The organism is Fervidicoccus sp. SLHALR4 (assembly GCF_058692745.1).
Genome location: NZ_CP182483.1, coordinates 1,051,236 through 1,072,052, shown reverse-complemented (window position 1 = coordinate 1,072,052; position 20,817 = coordinate 1,051,236). Strand labels below are relative to the sequence as shown.

Genomic DNA, 20,817 nt, shown 5'->3' with positions numbered 1-20,817 from the left:
CACCTAGATTGCCCCCTCCTTTTTAAGGAGCTCTATTATCTTTTGGATCCCTTCCTCTGGCTTGAGAACCTGCTTGTTCCTAGTTTTTGGCTTAGGAACGATTATCTTCCCAACCCATGTAGGTGAGCCGCTGAAGCCGAATTGCTTCACATCAGCTACATCGGAAAGAAGATCAGCGCTCCAAACTTCTATGTTTGCTTTTCGCGCTCTGAGCTTATCTTTGAGCAGAGGAACTCTGGGCTTTGCCACTTCCTTTGTAACCTGTATTAGAGCTGGAGTGGAAAGCTCAACCTCGTAAGGAGATTCTTGCTCGGTAACAACCCTTATGAAGCCGTCTCCTATTTCCGTTACTTTGCTCACATAGCTTGCATGGGGAATACCGAGAAATTCTGCTACCTCCGGTGGAACCTGCGCCGTGTCGCCATCAACGCTCTTCTCTCCCGCAACTATAAGATCATACTCGCCCAGCTTCTTGATCCCGCTGGCAAGGGCATATGCTGTAGCAAGAGTATCTGCACCGGCGAACTTTCTGTCAGAAAGGAGAATAGCTCTATCGCATCCTCTGGCCAGGGCATCCCTGAGGGCTTCCTGTGCATGAAGGGGGGCCATGCTCATCACAGTTACGTGACCACCCGTCTTCTCTTTTATCTGGACTGCCACTTCAATTGCATGGAGATCGAATGGGTTGATCGTGAGCTCAGATGACTCCCTCACTATTGTTCCTTTTTCTGTATCGAACTTTACCTTCTCCATATCTGGTACCGGCTTCATCAGCACAACTATCTTTAAGGGACGCAAAGCACCCTACCTCATACAGCTTTACTGATGATAAAGATAAATATAGCAACTTAAAAAAACTTTTTGATTTTTCTATTTACTGCTTGATATTATATTTCTAGCTATAACGAGCCTCTGAATTTCAGAGGTTCCTTCTCCAATCGTCATTATCTTCGCGTCTCTGTGAAGCCTTTCAACGGGAAAGTCTCTAGTATAGCCCGCACCACCGAGTATCTGTATAGCTTTGTCAGTTATGTCAAGGGCCGCTTCGCTGGCATATAGCTTAGCTACTGATGCGTGAAGGGTTATTTTTTGGCCTCTGTCGGCAAGCCAAGCAACAAAATATGTCAGTCCCTCTGAAGCTCTTATTTTCACGTACATGTCTGCCAGCATGAACTGAATTGCTTGAAAGTTCGCTATTGGCTGTCCGAACTGATTTCTCTCTTTCGCATACCTCAAAGCTACCTCATAAGCTGCTTTCGAAATTCCTAGGGATTGAGCTGCGACTGCCACCCTTCCTATATCCAAGGCCTCCATAGCTATTTTGAAGCCTTCATTTTCCCTGCCGAGCAGGTTCTCCTTGGGCACTTCTACTCCATCAAGGAACATCTGAGTGGTGGGAGATCCTCTCACCCCCATCTTTGACTCCAGCTTTCCTATCTTCAAACCAGGAGCATCCTTCTCAATTACGAATGCGCTGATCCCCTTTGCTCCTTTGGAAGGGTCTGTCTTTGCGAAGACTATTATCACGTCTGCTATTTTTCCGTTTGTTATGAAGTGCTTTTCTCCTCTCAAAATGTATCTTCCATTCCTGAGCTCTGCTGAAGTTCTCAGCGCTGCTGCGTCTGAGCCGGCATATGGTTCCGAAAGGGCAAAAGCTCCAATGTGTGTCTTAGCTAACTTTGGAAGGTATTTCCCTTTCTGTTCCTCGCTCCCTGCCAGCAATATACTGTCTGCTGCGAGGACATGCGCATCAAATGAAAGTGCTGTAGACGGACATGCCCTTGCGATTTCCTCCAATGCGAGGACGTAGCTTCTCATATCTAATCCTTGTCCTTCGTATTGCGAGGGGATTCTTATCCCCAGAATACCGAGCTCTCCCAGCCTCTTCAGGTTTCTTTCGATGATAGTGTAGTCCTCTTTTTCGTCTGCCTCAGCGGCAGTCTGCGCAAATTCTTCAGAAACCTTTCTAGCAACATCAACAACGTCTCTGTGATATTCTTCAAAGTATGGATAATTCTCCAAAGTACTTCGCCTCAAATGATTTTCTTTTCTCTGAATCTCGCAATTTCTTCATCGCTGTAATCCAGCAACTTCCTGAGTATCGCCTCAGTGTCCTGACCAAGCGCAGGAGACCCCCTCCACACCTTCCCTGGGGTCCTGCTAAATTTAGGGACGACATTTGTGTATTTCAATATTTGATTCGCGTTGAAATCGAATGCATCAACGAAGACCTCTCTCGATTTCCAATGTGGGTCACTCGCAGCATCCTTTGGAGTCATAACCCTTGAGCATGGAACTGAATATTTGTTGAAAAGCTCTTCAAGCTCTTCAACCGTGCGCGTTTCTACATATTTCGTCAGCAATTCATCTAGCTTTCTTCCCTTCGGAGAATTTACAGCTTGAGATGTGGAAGCGCATTCTTCCCATGGGAAGTCAGAAGGATTCAATCCAACAGCCTCGTGCATCGCTTGGAGGAATCTATTGTATACTGCTGGGCCGAAGGCACCTATTGCAATCCATCCGTTCTTGGCTTTGAATATACCGTATGGTTGAAATCCTTGAGCTTTATTGCCTTCTCTCTCCCTCTCTATTCCAGCATTTAAATAAGCTGTGAAGTACGACTCCAATATTCTCGCAACAGCTTCGTATTGAGCCACATCGACTATTTGTCCCTCTCCAGTTTTCATTGCATGAGCGTATGCTGCCAAGGCCCCTATAGTGCCTACAAGCGCCGTAACGTAATCACACGCCCACAGAGAGAGTCTAGTAGGAGGACCCTCTCTGAATCCTATCACGTTCGGCCACCCGCTGTAAGCTTGCCCGATCAGGTCGTACGATGCCCTCTTGCAGATTTTCGGGTCACCGCCTAATTCTGGGTGTCCATAGCCACTAACATGGACTATTACGATTTTTGGGTTAACCTTCATTACTAATTCGTCTGTGATTCCGTACCTTTCTTCGAGCCAGACTAGATTTTCTATCCAGATGTCAGACTGCTTTATGAGGCCGAGAAAAATTTCTCTTGATTCGGGGTTCTTGTTTATCCGGAGGTCCATCGTCATGCTCAATCTATTCCTAGCATCATTCGAAAAAGGAAGGCTTATCCTCTTTCCATCTTTAATTAAAAATGGGCCCAGAGTCCTATAGGTGTCCCCGGATCCAGGGGGTTCTATGTGGATAACCTCAGCACCAAGATCTCCTAACATTGTAGCAATAAAGGGGCCTGCTACTATGCTACCTGTTAGAAGGACTCTAGTTCCCTTCAGTGGACCGAACTCTGGAGCAAGAAGAGGCGCTTTCTTTTTCTCCATTTTGATTACTTTAGAAGGAATTTCTTCGGAACACATTATTATTACCTTTGTTATATTTTTTTCCAAAAATAAATTTATACGCTTTTCTCTATAATTTCTTAAGAAATATTTCTAAAGAAAATATCGTGGGAAAATTAAGTTATCAGTAGAATTAAGTTTTGAGTAAATATTTTTTTATAAATATGCTATAGAAATCTTAATGTAACTGTATGCCTGCAGTGTGCAAAAGATGATATTTAAAATTCTAGTTGATTGAAAAAGCATAATTTTTAATTCTTCAAAATCAAAGCAGATTGTGAGGAGGGATTACTTTGAGCGTTGGGAAGTTCGATGTTGCAATCGTCGGAGGGGGCCCTGCCGGTCTTTCAGCAGCTTATTTCCTCGCAAAGAAGGGATTTTCTGTTATTTTGTTAGAAAAGGGAAAAACTCTCGGAAGCAAAAACGTCTATGGGGGGAAGGTCTACTCAAAAATTTTCCGAGATCTTTTTCCCGGATTTGAAAAGGAAGCTCCAGTTCATAGGTGGGTTAAGAAAGAGATGTTCTCGTTTCTCGCAGGAGAGAATTCACTAACGCTTTCCTATCAGTCACGAGATTCTCCAGCCTTCACCGCCAATTTGACGGAGCTGTGCGGCTGGCTGGGGAAGAAGGCGGAAGAAGCTGGAGCGAACGTCTTCACGGAGACGAAGGTTTCTTCACTGCATGCAGAGGGAGATAAGATAAGCGGTGTATATGTGGGGGAGGAGAGAGTGGACGCGGATGCTGTTGTCATTGCAGAAGGAGCAAACAGGCTTCTGTCCGAGAAAAGCGGGCTAGCTCCAGAACCTCCCCTGTCTTCGGTCGCCTTGGGGTATAAAGAAACCATCAAGATTGGAGAGAAGGAGATCCAAGAGAGATTTGGCTTAGAAGAGAAGGAAGGAGCTTCATGGATGTTTCTCGGTGACTTCACGGGAGGAATTCCAGATGGTGGATTCCTTTACACATTCAAGGACTATGTGAGCTTAGGAGTTGTGATCAGCTTGGAAGAAGCCGTGGGCAATGTCAATGAGCATATAGTGAACTTCCTGGAAAATCTGAGGAATCACCCAATCCTGAGAAGCATCTTGAAGGGAGGGGAAACTATAGAGTATTCAGCCCATCTGACAATAGTAGAGCCGAGTTCATACATGCCAGGAAAATTCTCTGGCAAGGGATACGCTATAATAGGAGATGCCGCTGGCCTGCTCGGCAACATGGGATACACGTTTAGAGGCGTCGACTTCGCAGCATATTCAGGATACCTGTTCGCTGAATCTTTCGAGAAAATGAGAAATGGCGAATGGGAGAGCTATGAGGAGGCACTTAAGGCCTCTTGGGTTTTCAATGAAGTTAAAAGATTCTCCAGGGTTCATGAAATAATGAAGCAGAAGAGGGTTCTAACCGTTTACCCACCTCTTCTGAACGAACTAATGAGGAGCATTTTCCACATTGAAGAGAGAACCCCCAAGATAGGTGATGCGGCTTTGGATGCCATCAAAAAGCAGAAGGTCAGCCCCATAGCGCTTCTAAGCGATCTTATCAAGGTATCGAGGGAGATGTGATATGGCATTGGAAACCAGGAAAGTTAGGACAATTGATGAAATAATGAAAAACAATAAATGGATTGTAGATGAAAAGCCGCATATAGTAGTGGACTACGAAAAGTGCTCCAACTGCGACAAGAAGGTCTGCGTATACTTGTGCCCTGCTGGATGCTATACGTTGTCCAGTGATGGAAAATTCAGCTTCAATTATGAGGGGTGCCTCGAATGCGGGACGTGCCGCCTTGTCTGCCCCCACGATGCGGTCAGCTGGAGCTACCCTGAAGGGGGGAAGGGAATAGAGTACAGATACGGTTAATGGGGAACTTTTTTGGCAAGCTACGCAAAAAAACGCTTCAGGGTTCTGAGGTACCCCTTCCTTATAGATGATGTCCTGGGATACCTAGGAGAAAGGGGATATCTGCCTGCCTCAATTGATCTGGCAGAAGCTGTCTCAATGGTAGGAGCAGGGAGGAGGACAAAAGAGATCGTCGAAGATTCAGTTAAATACGGACACTACAGGCTGGAGGATGATGAAAGTCGGTTGCCAATGGAGGCTGTAGCATTTCACGTTGCCCTCATCATAGCGGGCAGGATAGGCGGAAAATGGCTCGTAAACAGGCTATCTGTTTCTGTCGCCAAATCCGTCAGCAATGAGCTCCCCTCGTTTGACGATGAAGATTTACTGTCTTTTTCTAGGCTCCTTGGAATAAAGGATTCAATGCACCACGGCAACAGCTTTGTTTCTCTTAAGGTCCGGAAAAAAGATAGCACCTTAATTGAGCAGAGATACTCATATTCGATAAGCATGTATGAATATCTTGAGGCAACCAATAGGCTGTCTGGAGACCCTTCTTGGAAGCTCACAAATCAGCTTCTTCTCAATGGAAGGGTTTTCATGGAGAGAAAGCGCTTCGAGAGAATCATTGAAGAAATCGTGGCGAAGAAGGTTTCCTCTCTCTACGAGAATTATTCGGAACTTATGAAAGTTACTTCTCTGCCAAGCCCTCTCAATGAAATTGAAATGAGCTTAAAAGAAACACTGAAAGGCGTTCTGGCCAGAAAGGAAGCCAGCTCCTCTTACGAATACGGCGGCAAGGGTCCGATTTCAGTGGAAGCTTTCCCTCCATGCATCAAGAGAATTTACGAGAGGGCGATGAGTGGAGAAAACCTGAGCCATGCAGAAAGGTTTGCCCTTGCCACCTTTCTTATAGCTATAGGAGCAGAAGAGGAGTATCTGCTGGAAATCTTCAAACGATCACCAGATTACAACGAGAGAATAGCCAAGTACCAAATAGAGCATCTCATGGGAAAGAAGGGCAGCGGTACAAAATACAAAACGTACAGCTGCTCCAAAATGAAATCTTTTTCTCTGTGCATAGCAGATTGCGGAACCAAGACCCCAGTCCAAAAGTACTATTTGGATTTAAAAAGGCAGAGGAGTGAAAAATGAAGATAAAGGCTGTTTTGTTCGATTTCGATGGAACTGTGATTGACACCATGGAAAAATACGCCAATGCAGCAGCCTCTATTTTGAGCAAAGAGGCAAAGATCGATGCTGAGATGGTTAAAAAGCTCTATTTGAGCACCGCAGGAATGGATTTTCCATCACAGCTCCTCAGAATGAACATAGATAGCAACCTTATTGAGAAAATTTATCATAAGTTCATCGAAGAAAAGAAGAAAATATTAGAAGGAGAAAAGATATCACCGTATGCACTCAAGCTCGTGAGAGAGCTCAAAAAGAAAGGAAAAATCGTTGCCGTTTCTACAAACAATGAATGCAGTCTGGTAGAAAAAATTGCTGGAATAGAAGAGTTCGACCAAGTCCTATGTTTCGATGGAAGGGATTTCAGAAAAGGCGAAAAGCATCTCAATGCTCTGCTCAGCAAGTATGGATTGAAAAAAGATGAAGTCATCTTCGTTGGAGACAGCGATTACGACATAATCACATACGGAAAACTTGGAATTAGGTGCTTGAAAACGAAGGGGATTTTCGACGAGGAGGAGGAAGAAAAAATTTTGGAGGAATTGAGCGGTGAAGACTGCTGATGGATGCAGGCTGCAAAGAGCTGTCTCCGAGATTGTAGCGATACTTTTAGTCAGCTTGATCGTTATATCCGTTGGAGGGGTTCTCCTTTTAAAGCTAAGGGATTTCCAAGCAATTTGGAGCGAAGCTATCAGTGGACTCCAGAACAGGGCAAGCCAGTTATCCAGTGAGCCGGCTTTCTCAATTGTTTATTCATATATTGATATCTCGAAGGGATATGTAAACGTGATGATCTTCATAAACATTGCCCCAGGCTCTTTGATTATTTCTTCCATTTACTTGAATTCGGTTAGAATAAACGAGAACTTTGCCAACATCACCGTGGATGGTAAAAATGCGACCCTATCCAGTAATGGAGAGCTCATCCTGAACGGTGGAGACGCCCATGTCGTGGAAGTCATAGTACCCGCCTCCGTCCTACAAGGGCTCTCATCTTCCAATTCCACATATGCAATTGTGAAGATTGTGAGCAAAAGCGGAATCAGCGAAACCGCATCTGCTACAGTATTAACCAAAAATCAACCTTGAAGAGAGAAAGCGTTTGAATTCTAACACGGAAAGAAGCTCCTGCGTACCAAACGAATGACTTAGATCTCATGGTTTTTCCAATTATCCTTTTTTGAAAATCCGAAAGTAGTTTAAGCATGTTTAGATTGAATGATGGGGCCATTTCATGGGATGAGCTCCCTCTTCACTTCAATTCGAGACAGCACTTTTTTAGAGATGCATTAAGTTCTTTCATCAATTCTTCATCCACTCTTCTGAGTAGACTCCTCGTAATCTTAGCGTTCACTTTCTTTCCATGCGGCCTTAGACCTCCTTTTTGGCCCTCCGGTATATGCATTAGCTCATGAATTGCTACCTCAGTGAGATCAGCTTCGCTCAACTTCAAAGATTTCTCGCAAATAAATTCGACCGTGTACAAAGGTGGAATGGCATGACCAACCTGTATCGCTGAGGGAAGGCCGTAGATCCTCGCATAAGCTCTAGCTTTTGCTCCCTTGCTCACTATCACTGCAATTTTAGCTTTCATTTCTATACCAATAGCTTCAGATAATCTGTACATTAAGGGTTCTGCTCCATTGCACTTCAAATAAGCGATCTTCCCCACTCGCCCCTCCCCGATTTTCATAGTCAACATATTCTAATTTCTATGTTTTGCATTTGAAAGTTTCCCATCGGATAAGCAAAAATTATACTAGCAAACCAGTTTCCATAAAATGCAGAGGGCTTTCATAGATGGGGGCTGATTAGATCTATGAACAGCCCTCCCACTTTGATAAGCCCTTTTATTTCTTCCTTCTTGAAGTCTCCCAAGCCAAACTTAACAAGCCAATCTTTGGGGACGCTACGCATAATCATCTCCCGCATCTTCGATGGGACCGCTTTCATTATCTTGAACACCTTCGCTTGGAGTCTGTTGGCATAGTAAAGCTCAGAGGAAATCAGATTTTCCTTGTAACTTTCGTTAGCCTGCAGAGAATCAAAGAGTATTTTTGAGGTGAGCATTGATGGTCTTATTCCCTCTCCAGTTAGAGGGAAAACTGCTCCCAAGGCTTCTCCAGCTATGTAAATGCTGTCAAAGAACTGCGCCTTTTCAGCTTCGAGGCCAGATGCTATTATCTGGGCTCCCCTTATTCTCTTCTCAAAATCCTGGAAGAAAATCTTATCCAAAAGTTTCCTCTCTTTGATGAAGGTAGCGAGCTTTCTTTTGAGTACCGGAAATGATTCCAAACCACCTAATCCAACGTTCGCCACGCCATCCCCCCACGGGAATATCCAATAGTAACCAAGCATATCTGTATCAAAGTGTATTTCAATTATATCATCTTGAACGACACCCTCATCTACCTTCAAGAGGGTTTCTACGGCATTTATACGCTCATTGCTTGAATTGCTCCAATAAACTCCACTGGATATAACAACATTTTCTCCTGGAAGCTTCTGCTTCAGGATTTCCGGCCTGTCCTCTAACCTTTTTCTCACGATTTCAGCTCCTTCCAAAAAATAGGAAATCAATCTTTCTTTATCGATAATCCATCCCCACACGCCCTCACCCCCTTCAAGAAGGATCCTCCCGTTCAGATATGCCCTGTACTTCCTTATGACATTCACCTTGTAGTCTTCTGGGATCTTGACGAATTTTTCAATTTGCTTCGGAACGCCCATCGCACAGGGCTTCATTGCGAATCTTGGAAGGGATTCATAGACGGTCACATTATATCCAGAATCTGTGAGGAGAAAGGCCAGAAAAGAACCTGCAGCGCCCCCACCTACTATCGTGAAGCGATCCCCGTCCAACTCATTCCCCCCTCCTCCAGTATTTTGTTGGCAATGAATATGGGGAGCTTCTCCATTACCTCTGACAGCTTTTTATCGGGAATTGAGAACGCCATTTCTCTCGCTTTATTGTAGAAATGAATGAGCCTTTCCCCGACTTTTTCAGCAACAGTGCTCCAATCAACATCTATTTGGGGAATATCCAACCAGGCGAGCAACTGCCTCCCAAATAGTGGGAGCTCGCTTTTGTTCGCCAGATAGGATTTTACGTCCACGACATCATCGCTCAACTGATAAATGTATCCTAGATACAGACCGTATTCCTCGAAAGTATTCATGAGTTCTCTCCTTCCTGAGGCTAGTGCCGAAAGTTGAAGGGTCAGCTGGAACAGGCTTGAAGTTTTTAGGGAAACGACTTCGAGGTATCCTCTCCTCGATGGAAAGACATCGGAAATTTCCCCTCTCGTGACTTTGAGCCAGGCATTGACAACGAGCTTGACGGCATCGTATCCTAGGTACTCCACGGTCTTTATGGCAATGGGGATAAGAAGATTGCTCACGAGGACTGTTTTGGAAAGTCCTTTTGCAATCCAAGCTGAAGGCCTGCCTCTCCTGTACAGATCACCATCGATAATGTCATCTATCGCTAAACTGCAAGAATGCACCAGCTCCAGGGATGCTGCTGCAGGCAGTCCGAACTCGAAGTCTCCTTTCAAAAGCTTCAAGAAATAGAGCATTAGAAGGCCTCTCAGCCTCTTCCCACCTTCTGAAATGTACTTGGAAACCTCAATTGCTTCAGCATCTACATCCCTTTCCAGCAGATGCGTCAAATAACTGTCGATGACTTTCTTCTCATTAGCAAAGAAATCCTCGATTTCTCTGAAAATATCTTCTTCCATCTTTCTCACTCGTTCATCTCTCAATCAAGGGAAGTCTGCAGCTTCTATTATAAAGGTTTTTAAAGGTCTTGTAGTATTCTTAATGCTCTTCTTGCTTTTAGTTCTATTAAATATGCTGATGGAGTATACCTAATAAACTTATAACTTATAAGCTCTGAAGCATTATAGATATTGTGATGACCCCTGGTTTCCGAGACCCACGGCTGTCCGTGGGGAGGGGGCTAGGGGAAACCGTGATGAACCGCCTACGGAGACCTAAAAGGCCGTAGACGGGAAACGGTTAAGGATAACAAGCTTTTTTATGTTTCCTTCTTATATTGATAATCACGCAACCCAATTCTTCTCTGTGCCGCACTTTTGAGGAAAATTTCAATTACACTCAGTGAGAGAGCTCGCAATCACAGGCATAAGAGCACATGCCTCATACGGTTTGCTTATCATCATCGACCTCCTTATTTCATTTTTAAATTTAAACTAAAAAACATTCAGCCGTTCTGGCTTATATTGGTGTTTCTTGAGGCTTCCTTGTATTGCCTTGCCCCTTGTATCGATGCTCAGAATTCAGTTAGATTCAGAAAATCACAGCCAAAAGCCTCGCCTATTTAGGATAGGGATGAAAAGCTTCTGCAGTTTTTAGCTTTGAACATATTCTCAGTGATGATGATAGAAGCGTGCGGGAGGAAAGCCTCAAGCATTCGAGCATGAGGAGTAACATTGGTTATTATGTGTTGCTTTAGGCCTCCGGAGGCCAATGATTAAGATATAGCCCCAAGACCCTGAAAGGAGATAGGGGTAATGAGCTAATGACCCGGAGATAGGGGAAAGAGACGAGCATCCAAACCATTGTATCATTTTGAAGGAAAGCCTTTACTCTTCAGGGCAGAGAGAAGGTCAGCAATAATCAAATCACAACATTTCAAATAGGTGAAAGGGTAATTGATGATAGAATCAGTAGCAGAGAAAAGATCTGAATGAAAAAGTTAATGGTCTTGCCCAGATTGCCTTTGAACTTCCATGTTACAACTTCATTGATAATTTTTCCCCCATCTGTTATGAAAATTGGCGCAGCATTTATTATCGCTAAGCTGAAATTTATCATATACATGTAGAAGAGAATATTGACCAAAGGATAATATAGAGCATCAGGCAACGGAGATGCCTTCCTTGCCTGCTCCAGAGTGACCCCTATTCGAGAATAGTTTTCTGGCTTGTACACGATCTTCCAGTAGGTAGTATTGGTCTTCGGATCGTAGAGAGTTATATTGAAAGATACAGATGTGTTTGAATACTTTGTGATAATTGGTGAAAGATCGCTTGGAGTAACTATTGGGGTTCCATTCACGCTTACTATAACAGCTCCTGGGGTCAGTCCAGCCTGCTGAGCTGGATATCCCGCATCTACTGAAGCAATCATGGCTCCAGGAATAGCGGCTGAAACATAGCTCAAAATAATGAGAAAAACGAATGCTGCTACGAAATTGGAAGCAGGGCCTGCTGATAATACTTGAATCTTCTTCAATCTGTTGGAAGCATTGAACTTCTCTTCATCGGGCTCTACAAATGCTGCCGGTATGAATAATGAGAGTATGAACCCAACGGATTTTACAGGAATGCCTAGGGCTTTCGAAGCGACGGCGTGAGATAACTCGTGAATTGCTGCCGAAACTCCGAGAGAAAATAATACGTAGATAATCGTTACACCAGTTATCGTGATGCCGGGAATTATTGGGACAAGCCCCTCGCTCGTCTGTCCAGTCACGAACCTGCTTTCCACAACTCCTATTATTGTGTAGTAGAAAAGGAATAGAGATGCAAAAGTTAAAGCGACTCCGGAAAAGAGAAGAGCTTTGACCCACCTTCTTTCATACAGCGAATCCAATCTCTGAAAAGCGGCCTCTCTCCTGTAAATTATCATTAGGGGATTTACCTGGAGCCCCTTAACTCTCTTCTTCAACATATAGGAAAGAAAAAGTACAACTACCCAGTAGACTGCCAATGCAACAGCGGTTTGAAAAGCATCGGCCATAGGGTACCAGCAATAATTATTTTTGCCTAACCGTTTATAACTTCAATTATCTTCCTCAGGAAATCTTCCTCGTATGGAAGCCCTACGAAAGTCATTTCTCCATTGATAGCGATCGCTGGAACACTCATCACATTGTACTTATCCGCTATATCAGGATTTTCGTATGCTTCTACAGTATCCGCTAAGATGCTCTTTGAACCCTGCTTAAACGATTCAAATGCGAACATGTTCGCGAGAAGAGCAGCATAGGGGCAGTACGGGCAGCTTGGAGTTATGATAACCTCGATGTAAACGGGTTTGTTTATCCTGCTGATTTCCTTCTTGGTTTTCTCTTCTAAGCCTGATTCTCCTTCGCTCAGCCGAATTATGGTCTCAACCAAGCTCCTTATCTCCTCGCCGGAGGGGATGCCTGTGTACCTTATCTTTCCCTCAATAAATGCAACCGTTGGAACTCTTTCGATGCCATATTTCTTGAACGCGTCGAGGTCTTTATCCTTATCGAAAACTTCATAGCTGAAGAGCTTTCTCCCATTAGATGAAGGCGATGCTTTGACGAAGTTGTCCATCAGCTTCAGTGTTTCCCTGCAGTAGTAGCAGTTGCCCTTTATGAATACCAAGGCTTTGACTTCTGACTTCATGTCATTTAGCGCTTCCTTCAGAGCCTCCATAGTCTCTTCATCGAGATCTCCCCCAGGTACCATTGGATTCTCAATATCGAGTTCAGTAGTCTCGTTTGAAGCCATTCTGGCAACACCTTTTTTTGCCCTTTCAGAATGTCCTTTGAAGGATTTTAAGCTTTAAGTATATTCACAAACAAGCCTCCAAGTCATCCCTTTTCCATGAAAGCCCAGCTTACATGAGAAAACTACTGAACATATATACAAAAGAAGTTTAATGCAAATTCTAAAATTTTCAGATGAGGCTAGAACTTATGTATACCTGCGATAACAAGAAAATTTCGTTGATACATGCTTCGATCAGGTCGTGTCTTACAGAAATATTGATGGAAAGAGGTTTATCGGCGAAGAAAACAGGCAGGCTACTCGGAATATCCCCTGCCGCTGTAAGTTATTACAGAAAGGGAGAAAGAGGCAATTACCTGAGGAAATACTTGATGGAAAATTCGAGATACAGATCTATGTTGAATGAGATAGCAGACTTGATTATCGATGATGACGGGAGCGGGGCTCTCGCTCCAGTTATAGAGGAGAAAATATGCAGGCTCTGCAGAGAGCTGAGGTCTAACCCAGAGCTGGCCCTTCCTTCTTCGTGAGCAAAAGATAAACAACTGTAGGCAATGAGGATTTTTCTCACCTGAACTGTTCTATATTCGGCTCTGGCGAAAGCGCCTGAGAATATTTCTTCTCAGTAGTAAATGAGAGGGTATAAGCACCAACCTATCCTTTCTGAAGAGCTACTAAAAACCTATCCTTTGGGAGCTCATAGGTTTGGATGCGCATCATTTTCTGCCCAATTCACTGGCCTAGAATCGGCTCATCGTCCTTTTGTTAAGAGAATCTTCGAATGAAAAAATTAGATATTTGTTTCTATTTCGTCGAACTCTGACATAACCTGTTGAATGCTTCCAAAGAGTTCCTCCAATCCGAGCTCATTCAGGCTGGATACAAGAATGAAGCTTATGCCAATATCTGCTAAGAAGTTGGCAAAGCTTTCAACCATTTCCCTCACTGATGCCTTTCTTATTTCCGCCACTCTCTCCACTATTATACTGGGATCTTCCTGAATTGCGTAGAGCTCATCTAGCTGCTCCTTGTCTAGCAGATCGGCCTTCGTTATTATGTTAATTTGCGGAAATCTGTGCCTGATGCTCACACTGTGGGAAAGGAGGAGCATAGATATTAAACTGTCAATTCTTGTAGCAAAAACTGCATCTATTAGAAAAAGTACTGCTGTCCTGTTCTTTGGAGATATTCTCTCTATCAAGAGGTTTCCAGTTGGTCTGTAGGCGAACAGTTCCATCTGGCCTGGGGTGTCAACTATGTTGTATTCGCTCTCTACCTTCTCAATTTCCCCGGCGACCTCGTTGATCTTCGAGAAGAGGAGATCCATGCTTGCAAGGAGGGCACCGTTTGGGCCGAGGCCCCTGCTCAGCGCTATCTCGCGGGCATTGACATAGTCCCTCACATCGAAATCTGGAGTATATGGTAGGCTTTCCACAGCTGGATCTAAATTGATCCTTGTGACTCCTATATTGTTGTATTCCAGCCAATCAGCCAGAGTTTGAGTCAGCGTCGTTTTTCCTGAACCAGCTGGCCCAACAACGATAATATACTTGCTCTTTCCAGACGTCTCACATCACCACATTCAACTTGTATCCACAATATGGACATCTTCCCTCTTTATCCAGCAGATTTCTAACAACAAAGAAGCCTTCCCTTTCAATGACCAATCTCCCGCAGTTTGGACAGTACGTATTCTCCAGCGGATGCCCGGGGACGTTTCCAATGTATACGTGCCTCAGCCCTTCACTTTTTGCGAGCTGAGCAAGCTCCTCGAGAGAGGATACGTTTGTAGGAGGCAGATAGTTCAACTTGTAATGCGGGTAGAACCTCAAGAGATGGAATGGGGTTTCCTCTCCCAAGTTATCGGCTATCCACCGGGACAGCTGCCTGAGATCTTCTGAACTGTCTCCGATTCGAGGAACAATAAGGTTTGTAACTTCCACGAATATCTTCTTCTCCTTTAATATCGAGAGAAATGAATAAATGGGGCTGGGATCGGGGACGCTCATATATTTTTTGTAAAAATTGGGATTTCCGCTTGCTTTGAAGTCTACAGTAGCAGCATCGAGATAGGGGTGAAATTCTCTTATGGCCTCCTCGCTCATGTAGCCATTGGTAACCATTGTCGTGAAAAGCCCCTCCTTCTTAGCAAGCTTAGCAACGTCATACATATACTCATAGAAGATAGTGGGCTCATTATATGTGAAGGAGATGCCGTCAGCTCCGTAAGCTTTCGCAATACTGATTATCTCCTCAGGTTCCTTGTATTCTCCATATAGCCCCTTCTCCAATCTAGACTGACTTATTTCCCAGTTCTGACAGAAAGAGCAGAAAAAGTTGCACCCGACCGTGGAAATTGAAAGAACGCTCGATCCAGGCTTGTAATGCATGAGGGGTTTCTTCTCGATTGGATCTAGAGCAATGGCTGAGAGCAGCCCGTACACGTATGTATAGAGCACCCCGTTGATGTTTTTCCTAACTCCGCAGACCCCGAACTTGCCAGGCGCTATTACGCAGTACCTACTGCATAGAGTGCACTTCACGTATCCATCCTTATCATGAGGTCTCCAGTGGAGGGCTATTCTCACGTTATTTCTATTCATAGTTTATTTGAACCCCTGGAGGAATTATATCAACTCCTTTCAATAGGAGATTGGCATTTATCCATTTATTTGTGGGCTCTCTGTAGAGCACCCTTATACCGCACTTAGGGCATCGAGAAAAAATATGGGCCATGCCCTTCAGAGGAAGCATCCCGTTCCTTATGATTACCAAAGAACTGCAGTTCGGGCATCTCGTTTCACTTATCTCAGCAGACCCGGTTGAGAGATCGTGAACGTAAAGGTTTACTCTGGGCTCTTGACTGAAAGCCCTGCCAGATGATATGGGCTTCTGTATGAATATATGAACTGGGATCCTTGCATCAATCGCTTCGCTGAGCTGTAACGCTTCCACATATTCTGAACTACTGCCTACTCCAATTTGAAGCTCAACGTTGTCCAGCGCTGAAATGACTCTGAAGAGCTCGTCCTTTGAAAGCTCTCCACTGATTATTTGACTCATGTTCATATATGCAGACATATAGTTCACCTTAGGGATGAGATCTGAGGCCTTCATGAGAAGAGAGGCTGGAAGAGATGCTCCAGAGTCTACCTCGATTCCTTTCAGCATCCCAATGAATTCTCTTATCTCCTCAACGCTTCCTCCACATTCTACGAGAATGACCAGAGATGGCCTATATATTTCAATTAATTTTTCCAATTGCTGCCGGGTCAGCTCTGTCTCTCTCCCCTTCCAAAATGAAAGCCATGGAGAGCACTCAGACCTGAGGTACCCCCTTGAGTAGATCGCGAGAACCTTTCGAAGAACCGAATAGTGATATAGGTATATTCTTTCGTTCAGAGTGAGATAGATCCCTCCCGCTATCGTTGCTTCCTCCCTCCTCTGTCCTGTTTTCTCTCAATTAGCACTTTTTCCCCCTTCACTATTCTAACAATTCTGTGGATGGGGATCACCGTCTCATTTCTCAGAATTATCTGATCAAAGCCTGTAATTCCGATTATGTCGCTCCCTTTTATCGCTCTAAACCCTTTTTCATTTATCCTATCGATTATATGCAACTCATATTGATCTTTATCGCTTGATGAGCGTATTTCCTTCACAACATCCAGCAGAGTTCTTTTCTTGGTCATGGAACAACTGCTTCCTGCTCATTTAAAGGAAAATGTTGCCATCTGCCCCCCGTCTCTTGGAGAGCAGGTTCTTCGTGTAGAGGAGGTTGAGCAGGGATTCCGCAAGCTCTGGAGAGAGAATGTTTGATAGATCCTCCGCCTCCACACAACCCTTCAGTTCCAGTAAAGCGCTTACTTTTTCGGAGATTATCTTCGATATGCTCCCTCTGAGCAACGGGAAGAATGTATTCACATATCCCTCTACAACTGATGCGTTGAGATGCCTTGGGCGGCATGTAGAATAAATTCTGTCGTTCTTTATAATGCGAGAAAAATAGCGGATCCTCTGAGGGAGAGAGTCCAGCCTGATAATTACCGCTGTCTTTTTCTGAGGAGAAGGGAGAGAAGCTGTTGCCTCTATTTCTTCTGCAGTTGTCGCGAACAGATCCCTCAACCTGTAGTTCTGGGATGTCTTTGCGAGGCTCCTCAGCTCTTCAGCTTCTCCAATCGCCTTCTGCTCATCTTCTTTCCAATTTCTGAAACCTGCGTATTCCTTCAGTGACGCTGAAAGGATGTAGGCCAGTGACTTCAAGTACTTCAGCATGTAGGCCGAAGACAAGTAATCTATGTTATAAGCTATTGCCTCTTTGTTTCTCTCAAGCTCACCTTCTGCAAATTTAATCCACTCGAAAGCCCCACCAAGATTGTCGCGTTGCGATCTTCTGTGAAGCGTTCTCAATGGGCATATTTTGTTCCTCGAAAATGGACACCTTGAACTGCCTCTGTAGGCGTAGCACTCTACCTTTTCGCCCTTAGTGCGACAGAGGGGGTCAAACTTCGGAACTGCATCAACTGCGTACAGCATCTTCTTATAAGCTTTTATGATGCTGTAAGCGTAAGCAGCTCCAAATGGGACAAATTGAGCGACCGATTTATATGGTATAAAAAGGCCTTTTTGCCCTGCAGATAGCGAGTCCTCTGTATTTGGTATTACAACTACGTCATCCTTTATCTTTATTCCGAGATATGCCCCGGCTCTCCACGATATTAAGTCTATCTGCTTCCCAAGCATTTTCAGGTTGTTACTAAGCAGTTCTCCAAAATCTATCTTTTCTTCGGACAGCAGATAGGTTTTTGATGAAGAAGAAACTCTACCGACAGCTGAACCTCTCAAGCTCGAGGTAAGAAGGAGAAACTTCTCCGGACTGGTCCTCACAATTTTCTCATTTGGATTCCTTGACAGAGGAAAGCCTTTCGAGCACTTTCCAAGCTCTAAGCATTCGGATATTTCACTCAGATACGCTGAAATAGATGTCTCTGGAAAAAGGTGCTCTATGATGTCATCACATATCCTCAAATAGCCGATTTCGAAGCACTTACCGTCCCTTATGCCTTCTGTCAAAACTCTCAGTCCTGCTCTCTCTCAACCCAGTTATTCGAGAGTATTATCATCCCCTGGGATCTTAAAATTTTTCTAACACTTTTTCGACATAACTGTAAGGTGCTCTCCTTGAAACAATTGCTTTCGGAAAAGAAGCTCAGAAAAGGGCTGATGAGGGTGAAAATAGAGCTGGATGAGGAAAACAGAATAAGCAGTATTACCATAACCGGGGACTTCTTCCTTTTGCCAGAAGAAGCCTTGTGGTCCATCGAAGAGGGATTGAAGGGGGCAGAATTCGCTCCACATGAGATCAGGAGGAGAATCAGGGAGCTTTTTGAGAAGTCGGGTGCCATGATAATAGGTTCAAACCCTGATGAGGTAGCGGAAGTGATACTGGAGGCTAGAGAACCGTGAAGCGAGAGCTGAGAGTTGTATTTACTGAGACACCGGAGAATCCACGCTTGAACCTATCCTATGAAGAGGCCTTTTACATAAGCAGGTGCAACGGAGAAAGTGACGATGTTCTTCGAATATGGAGGAATGAAAAAGCTGTCGTGATTGGAGTCTTTCAGAGAGCTGATGAAGAGGTGGATCTGGAATATGCAAAAGAGAATGGGATACATATCGTCAGGAGGTTCACGGGAGGAGGGGCTGTCTATCACGATCTGGGTAACATTAACTTCGCCATTTCGACCAGAATTGAAGACCATGCAATAAGGGGAATCGACTACTTATATGAGCACCTCATAAATGGAGCAATCATTGTTTTGAAGAAGTTAGGCTTTTCTCCAGTAAAGGAAAATGTAAACGACATAATTGTGGACGGAAGAAAGGTGATTGGGGTTGCAGGCAGCCTAAAAAAGGATTGTGCTTTCTTGCATGGCGCCATGCTCTTTTCAACGGATTTGAGCGTTCTCTCGAGAGTTCTGAAAGTTCCACTCAAAAAACTGCAGGACAAAAAGATAGAGTCTGTGAAATACAGAGTGTCAACCCTCTCCCTTCTGAAGCCTGGGATCAGAGTGAGGGATGTGGTATCATCTCTAATAGAGGGATTTTCCGAAGTAATTGATGCGAAGAGCTACTATTTTGATTTCGCAAATGAGAAGGAGATAGAGCTGGCGAGGAAGCTATATGCAGAGAAGTACTCCTCAGACGCTTGGAACATGGAAAGAAGAAGACCTTAATATCCTGGTTTCTAAGAAAATGGATGCGGCGCTGAAAGGTGTTCGAAAATGGCCCACTGGATTTTCGATATCGCTGATATGATCGAGGAGAAGGCCAAAGCAGAGGGAAAAAGCGAGGTTGTTCTCAACGGAGGACTCTCGGTCTCCGGGCTGCAGCATATAGGCAGGCTCCGTGGAGAAGTGCTGATAGGAGAGGCTGTCAGAAAAATCCTCGAAAAGAGAGGCTTCAGAGTGAGGCAGCTCATTGTTCTCTACACTCAGGATGCCTGGAAAGGAAAGGAGAAGCAACTGGAGCAGTTCAAGAACGGCGAAGGCAAAAAATACATAGGCCATCCCCTCATTAAGGTGCCAGACCCATTTGGCTGTCATGCGAACTGGGTAGAGCACTACTGGGAAGATTTTGGTGGGGTCCTCGACAAGTTCACGGATAGTAAGATCGAAGTAGTCACAACTACAGAGCTTTATAGAAAAGAGCTGAAGGAGGTTATGAAGGAATTCATTGGGAAGAAAGAAGAAACGAGGAGAGTAGTGAACAAATACAGGGGAAGAAATCCATACCCAGAGGACTGGATCCCTGTTGAACCAATTTGCGGGAATTGCGGAAGGATAGATACGACGAAAACCTTGAGGGTTGATGGCGAGAATGTTGAGTACTCGTGCAAGCATTGTGGCTATCACGGAACGACCGAACTTGATAATGGGAAGCTTAACTGGAGGCTGGAATGGGCCGGTGTTTGGAAGGCTCTGAAGATCGATTTTGAGCCATTCGGTAAGGATCACGCGACTCCTGGGGGAAGCAGAGACAGCTGCGTCGAGCTCGCAAAGACTATTCTCGAGATACAGCCGCCGATTGGCCTCCCCTACGAGTGGGTTGCTATAAGAATTGGCGGGAAAGAGATGGACATGGGGTCGAGCGACTTTATTGGGATCACTCCAAGGGAATGGCTTGAAATTGCCCACGCTGAAGTGCTGAGGTACATTTACTACTCTGTTCATCCAAAGAAAAGGGTGGTGATAGATCTTGCAGAGATTCCCCAGTACTATGAGCAATTCTTCCGCGGAGAGAGGGCATACTATTCAAAAGTGGAGGGGAAGACCCTCAGCGCTGAAGAGGAGGATGCTGCAACGGTGTATGAGCTTTCTCTCCTGAAGGAGCCGGAGCAGAAGCTACCCTTCCAGCTCCCATACTACACTGCTGCTCTTCTCGTTCAAACACTTCCAGAGGATGATGTCCTCAACGCAGCCCTGAGAAGGCTGAGAGCTTCCAAAATAATTGGAGAGGAGCTCACAGACTTCGAGAAGAAGAGAATAGAAGAGATGCTAGTAAAATCAAGAGCCTGGGTCCGGAAGTATGCTCCAGAGCAGGTTAAGTTCAACCTGGAAAGCAGGCTGAAGGCAGAGGACATAGCGGGCTTGAAGTTCAGGGATAAGCTCATTGAGCTGGGGAATCGCTTGAGCGCTCTTGACGTGTGGTCTGAGGAAGAAATAAAGAGGCTAATGATAGAGCATACGGCGGAGATGACTCCAGAAGAAAGGAAAGAATTTTATAGAGAATTCTACTTAGCGGTTGTAGGGAAAGAAAGCGGCCCGAGAGCTGCTCCTCTCTTAGCCGCTCTGGGAAGAGAGATTGCCATGGCGAAGCTCGTGAAAGCACTCGAGGCGGGAAGAAGCTGAATCCAGATAATGCGGCACCTTTAGCTCAGCAAATAAAGGAAG

22 protein-coding genes are annotated in these 20,817 nt (G+C 44.7%); 9 read left to right on the top strand and 13 right to left on the bottom strand.

The window, feature by feature from the left end; all coding sequences use genetic code 11:
• Positions 1-3: 3 nt before the first annotated feature.
• The 3 genes from ACLGLO_RS05790 to ACLGLO_RS05780 all read right to left on the bottom strand — a co-directional run bounded on the left by ACLGLO_RS05790 (position 4) and on the right by ACLGLO_RS05780 (position 3,377).
• Positions 4-798, bottom strand: coding sequence for an electron transfer flavoprotein subunit beta/FixA family protein (locus tag ACLGLO_RS05790; RefSeq protein WP_492127970.1), 795 nt, complete (start codon positions 796-798; stop codon positions 4-6).
• Between the two features lie 72 nt (positions 799-870).
• Positions 871-2,022: an acyl-CoA dehydrogenase family protein gene (locus tag ACLGLO_RS05785; RefSeq protein ID WP_492127969.1), complete on the bottom strand. Its 1,152-nt coding sequence runs from the start codon at positions 2,020-2,022 to the stop codon at positions 871-873.
• An 11-nt stretch (positions 2,023-2,033) separates the two neighbouring features.
• The gene (locus ACLGLO_RS05780) at positions 2,034-3,377 is read right to left on the bottom strand and encodes a CaiB/BaiF CoA transferase family protein (RefSeq protein WP_492127968.1); all 1,344 of its coding nucleotides are present in this window, start codon (positions 3,375-3,377) and stop codon (positions 2,034-2,036) included.
• Positions 3,378-3,622: 245 nt separating this feature from the next.
• Here ACLGLO_RS05780 and ACLGLO_RS05775 point away from each other — a divergent pair, with 245 nt between their 5' ends.
• The 5 genes from ACLGLO_RS05775 to ACLGLO_RS05755 are packed head-to-tail and all read left to right on the top strand — an operon-like array spanning position 3,623 to position 7,445.
• Positions 3,623-4,888 (top strand): FAD-dependent oxidoreductase, encoded by a 1,266-nt coding sequence (locus ACLGLO_RS05775; protein WP_492127967.1) that lies wholly within the window; start codon positions 3,623-3,625, stop codon positions 4,886-4,888.
• Position 4,889: 1 nt separating this feature from the next.
• A complete protein-coding gene (locus ACLGLO_RS05770) occupies positions 4,890-5,186 on the top strand; it encodes a ferredoxin family protein (protein WP_492127966.1) in 297 nt (98 codons plus the stop codon).
• A 12-nt stretch (positions 5,187-5,198) separates the two neighbouring features.
• The gene (locus ACLGLO_RS05765) at positions 5,199-6,320 is read left to right on the top strand and encodes a hypothetical protein (protein WP_492127965.1); all 1,122 of its coding nucleotides are present in this window, start codon (positions 5,199-5,201) and stop codon (positions 6,318-6,320) included.
• Positions 6,317-6,919 (top strand): HAD family hydrolase, encoded by a 603-nt coding sequence (locus ACLGLO_RS05760; protein WP_492127964.1) that lies wholly within the window; start codon positions 6,317-6,319, stop codon positions 6,917-6,919. The genes ACLGLO_RS05765 and ACLGLO_RS05760 overlap by 4 nt, the downstream gene beginning before the upstream one ends.
• Positions 6,906-7,445, top strand: a complete 540-nt coding sequence (locus ACLGLO_RS05755; RefSeq protein WP_492127963.1) for a hypothetical protein — start codon at positions 6,906-6,908, stop codon at positions 7,443-7,445. The genes ACLGLO_RS05760 and ACLGLO_RS05755 overlap by 14 nt, the downstream gene beginning before the upstream one ends.
• A 163-nt stretch (positions 7,446-7,608) precedes the next feature.
• Here the strand turns inward: ACLGLO_RS05755 and ACLGLO_RS05750 are convergent, their stop codons facing one another.
• The 5 genes from ACLGLO_RS05750 to pdo form a co-directional block, all read right to left on the bottom strand.
• A complete protein-coding gene (locus tag ACLGLO_RS05750; protein WP_492127962.1) occupies positions 7,609-8,028 on the bottom strand; it encodes a putative metallopeptidase in 420 nt (139 codons plus the stop codon).
• Between the two features lie 122 nt (positions 8,029-8,150).
• Positions 8,151-9,218 carry an NAD(P)-binding protein gene (locus ACLGLO_RS05745; RefSeq protein ID WP_492127961.1) on the bottom strand — a complete coding sequence of 356 codons (1,068 nt, stop codon included), beginning with the start codon at positions 9,216-9,218 and terminating at the stop codon, positions 8,151-8,153.
• A complete protein-coding gene (locus ACLGLO_RS05740; RefSeq protein ID WP_492127960.1) occupies positions 9,194-10,096 on the bottom strand; it encodes a polyprenyl synthetase family protein in 903 nt (300 codons plus the stop codon). Before ACLGLO_RS05740 ends, ACLGLO_RS05745 begins: the two co-directional genes overlap by 25 nt.
• 916 nt (positions 10,097-11,012) lie before the next feature.
• Complete coding sequence (locus ACLGLO_RS05735) at positions 11,013-12,092, bottom strand: site-2 protease family protein (RefSeq protein WP_492127959.1); 1,080 nt, start codon at positions 12,090-12,092, stop codon at positions 11,013-11,015.
• A 56-nt stretch (positions 12,093-12,148) separates the two neighbouring features.
• Complete coding sequence (pdo, locus tag ACLGLO_RS05730; RefSeq protein ID WP_492127958.1) at positions 12,149-12,865, bottom strand: protein disulfide oxidoreductase; 717 nt, start codon at positions 12,863-12,865, stop codon at positions 12,149-12,151.
• Between the two features lie 371 nt (positions 12,866-13,236).
• Between pdo and ACLGLO_RS05725 the strand changes: the two genes are divergently transcribed.
• On the top strand, positions 13,237-13,395 hold the full coding sequence (locus tag ACLGLO_RS05725) for a hypothetical protein (protein WP_492127957.1): 159 nt from the start codon (positions 13,237-13,239) through the stop codon (positions 13,393-13,395).
• 260 nt (positions 13,396-13,655) lie between these two features.
• On the opposite strand, the gene ACLGLO_RS05720 is transcribed toward ACLGLO_RS05725, so the two are convergent.
• The 5 genes from ACLGLO_RS05720 to ACLGLO_RS05700 form a co-directional block, all read right to left on the bottom strand.
• Positions 13,656-14,408: an ATP/GTP-binding protein gene (locus ACLGLO_RS05720; protein ID WP_492129149.1), complete on the bottom strand. Its 753-nt coding sequence runs from the start codon at positions 14,406-14,408 to the stop codon at positions 13,656-13,658.
• Between the two features lie 25 nt (positions 14,409-14,433).
• Positions 14,434-15,468, bottom strand: a complete 1,035-nt coding sequence (gene amrS / locus ACLGLO_RS05715) for an AmmeMemoRadiSam system radical SAM enzyme (protein ID WP_492127956.1) — start codon at positions 15,466-15,468, stop codon at positions 14,434-14,436.
• The gene (locus ACLGLO_RS05710) at positions 15,461-16,126 is read right to left on the bottom strand and encodes a zinc ribbon domain-containing protein (protein WP_492127955.1); all 666 of its coding nucleotides are present in this window, start codon (positions 16,124-16,126) and stop codon (positions 15,461-15,463) included. Before ACLGLO_RS05710 ends, amrS begins: the two co-directional genes overlap by 8 nt.
• A 161-nt stretch (positions 16,127-16,287) precedes the next feature.
• Positions 16,288-16,557 carry an RNA repair domain-containing protein gene (locus ACLGLO_RS05705; RefSeq protein ID WP_492127954.1) on the bottom strand — a complete coding sequence of 90 codons (270 nt, stop codon included), beginning with the start codon at positions 16,555-16,557 and terminating at the stop codon, positions 16,288-16,290.
• A 22-nt stretch (positions 16,558-16,579) separates the two neighbouring features.
• Positions 16,580-17,938: a hypothetical protein gene (locus tag ACLGLO_RS05700; RefSeq protein WP_492127953.1), complete on the bottom strand. Its 1,359-nt coding sequence runs from the start codon at positions 17,936-17,938 to the stop codon at positions 16,580-16,582.
• A 108-nt stretch (positions 17,939-18,046) separates the two neighbouring features.
• On the opposite strand from ACLGLO_RS05700, the gene ACLGLO_RS05695 reads away from it, so the two are divergent.
• From ACLGLO_RS05695 to lysS, 3 genes are read left to right on the top strand one after another with little or no spacing between them, the layout of a single operon-like run.
• The gene (locus ACLGLO_RS05695) at positions 18,047-18,331 is read left to right on the top strand and encodes a lipoate protein ligase C-terminal domain-containing protein (RefSeq protein WP_492127952.1); all 285 of its coding nucleotides are present in this window, start codon (positions 18,047-18,049) and stop codon (positions 18,329-18,331) included.
• Complete coding sequence (locus ACLGLO_RS05690) at positions 18,328-19,101, top strand: lipoate--protein ligase family protein (RefSeq protein WP_492127951.1); 774 nt, start codon at positions 18,328-18,330, stop codon at positions 19,099-19,101. Before ACLGLO_RS05695 ends, ACLGLO_RS05690 begins: the two co-directional genes overlap by 4 nt.
• Before the next feature lie 48 nt (positions 19,102-19,149).
• Positions 19,150-20,775 (top strand): lysine--tRNA ligase, encoded by a 1,626-nt coding sequence (gene lysS / locus ACLGLO_RS05685; protein WP_492127950.1) that lies wholly within the window; start codon positions 19,150-19,152, stop codon positions 20,773-20,775.
• The last annotated feature ends 42 nt before the right edge of the window (positions 20,776-20,817 follow it).

Bases quoted from the DNA above. Each gene is read 5' to 3' on its own strand.
- ACLGLO_RS05705 (WP_492127954.1), bottom strand. From the start codon at position 16,557: ATGACCAAGAAAAGAACTCTGCTGGATGTTGTGAAGGAAATACGCTCA.
- pdo (WP_492127958.1), bottom strand. From the start codon at position 12,865: ATGGCTTCAAACGAGACTACTGAACTCGATATTGAGAATCCAATGGTA.
- ACLGLO_RS05740 (WP_492127960.1), bottom strand. From the start codon at position 10,096: ATGGAAGAAGATATTTTCAGAGAAATCGAGGATTTCTTTGCTAATGAG.
- ACLGLO_RS05760 (WP_492127964.1), top strand. From the start codon at position 6,317: ATGAAGATAAAGGCTGTTTTGTTCGATTTCGATGGAACTGTGATTGAC.
- ACLGLO_RS05725 (WP_492127957.1), top strand. From the start codon at position 13,237: ATGGAAAATTCGAGATACAGATCTATGTTGAATGAGATAGCAGACTTG.
- amrS (WP_492127956.1), bottom strand. From the start codon at position 15,468: ATGAATAGAAATAACGTGAGAATAGCCCTCCACTGGAGACCTCATGAT.
- lysS (WP_492127950.1), top strand. From the start codon at position 19,150: ATGGCCCACTGGATTTTCGATATCGCTGATATGATCGAGGAGAAGGCC.
- ACLGLO_RS05770 (WP_492127966.1), top strand. From the start codon at position 4,890: ATGGCATTGGAAACCAGGAAAGTTAGGACAATTGATGAAATAATGAAA.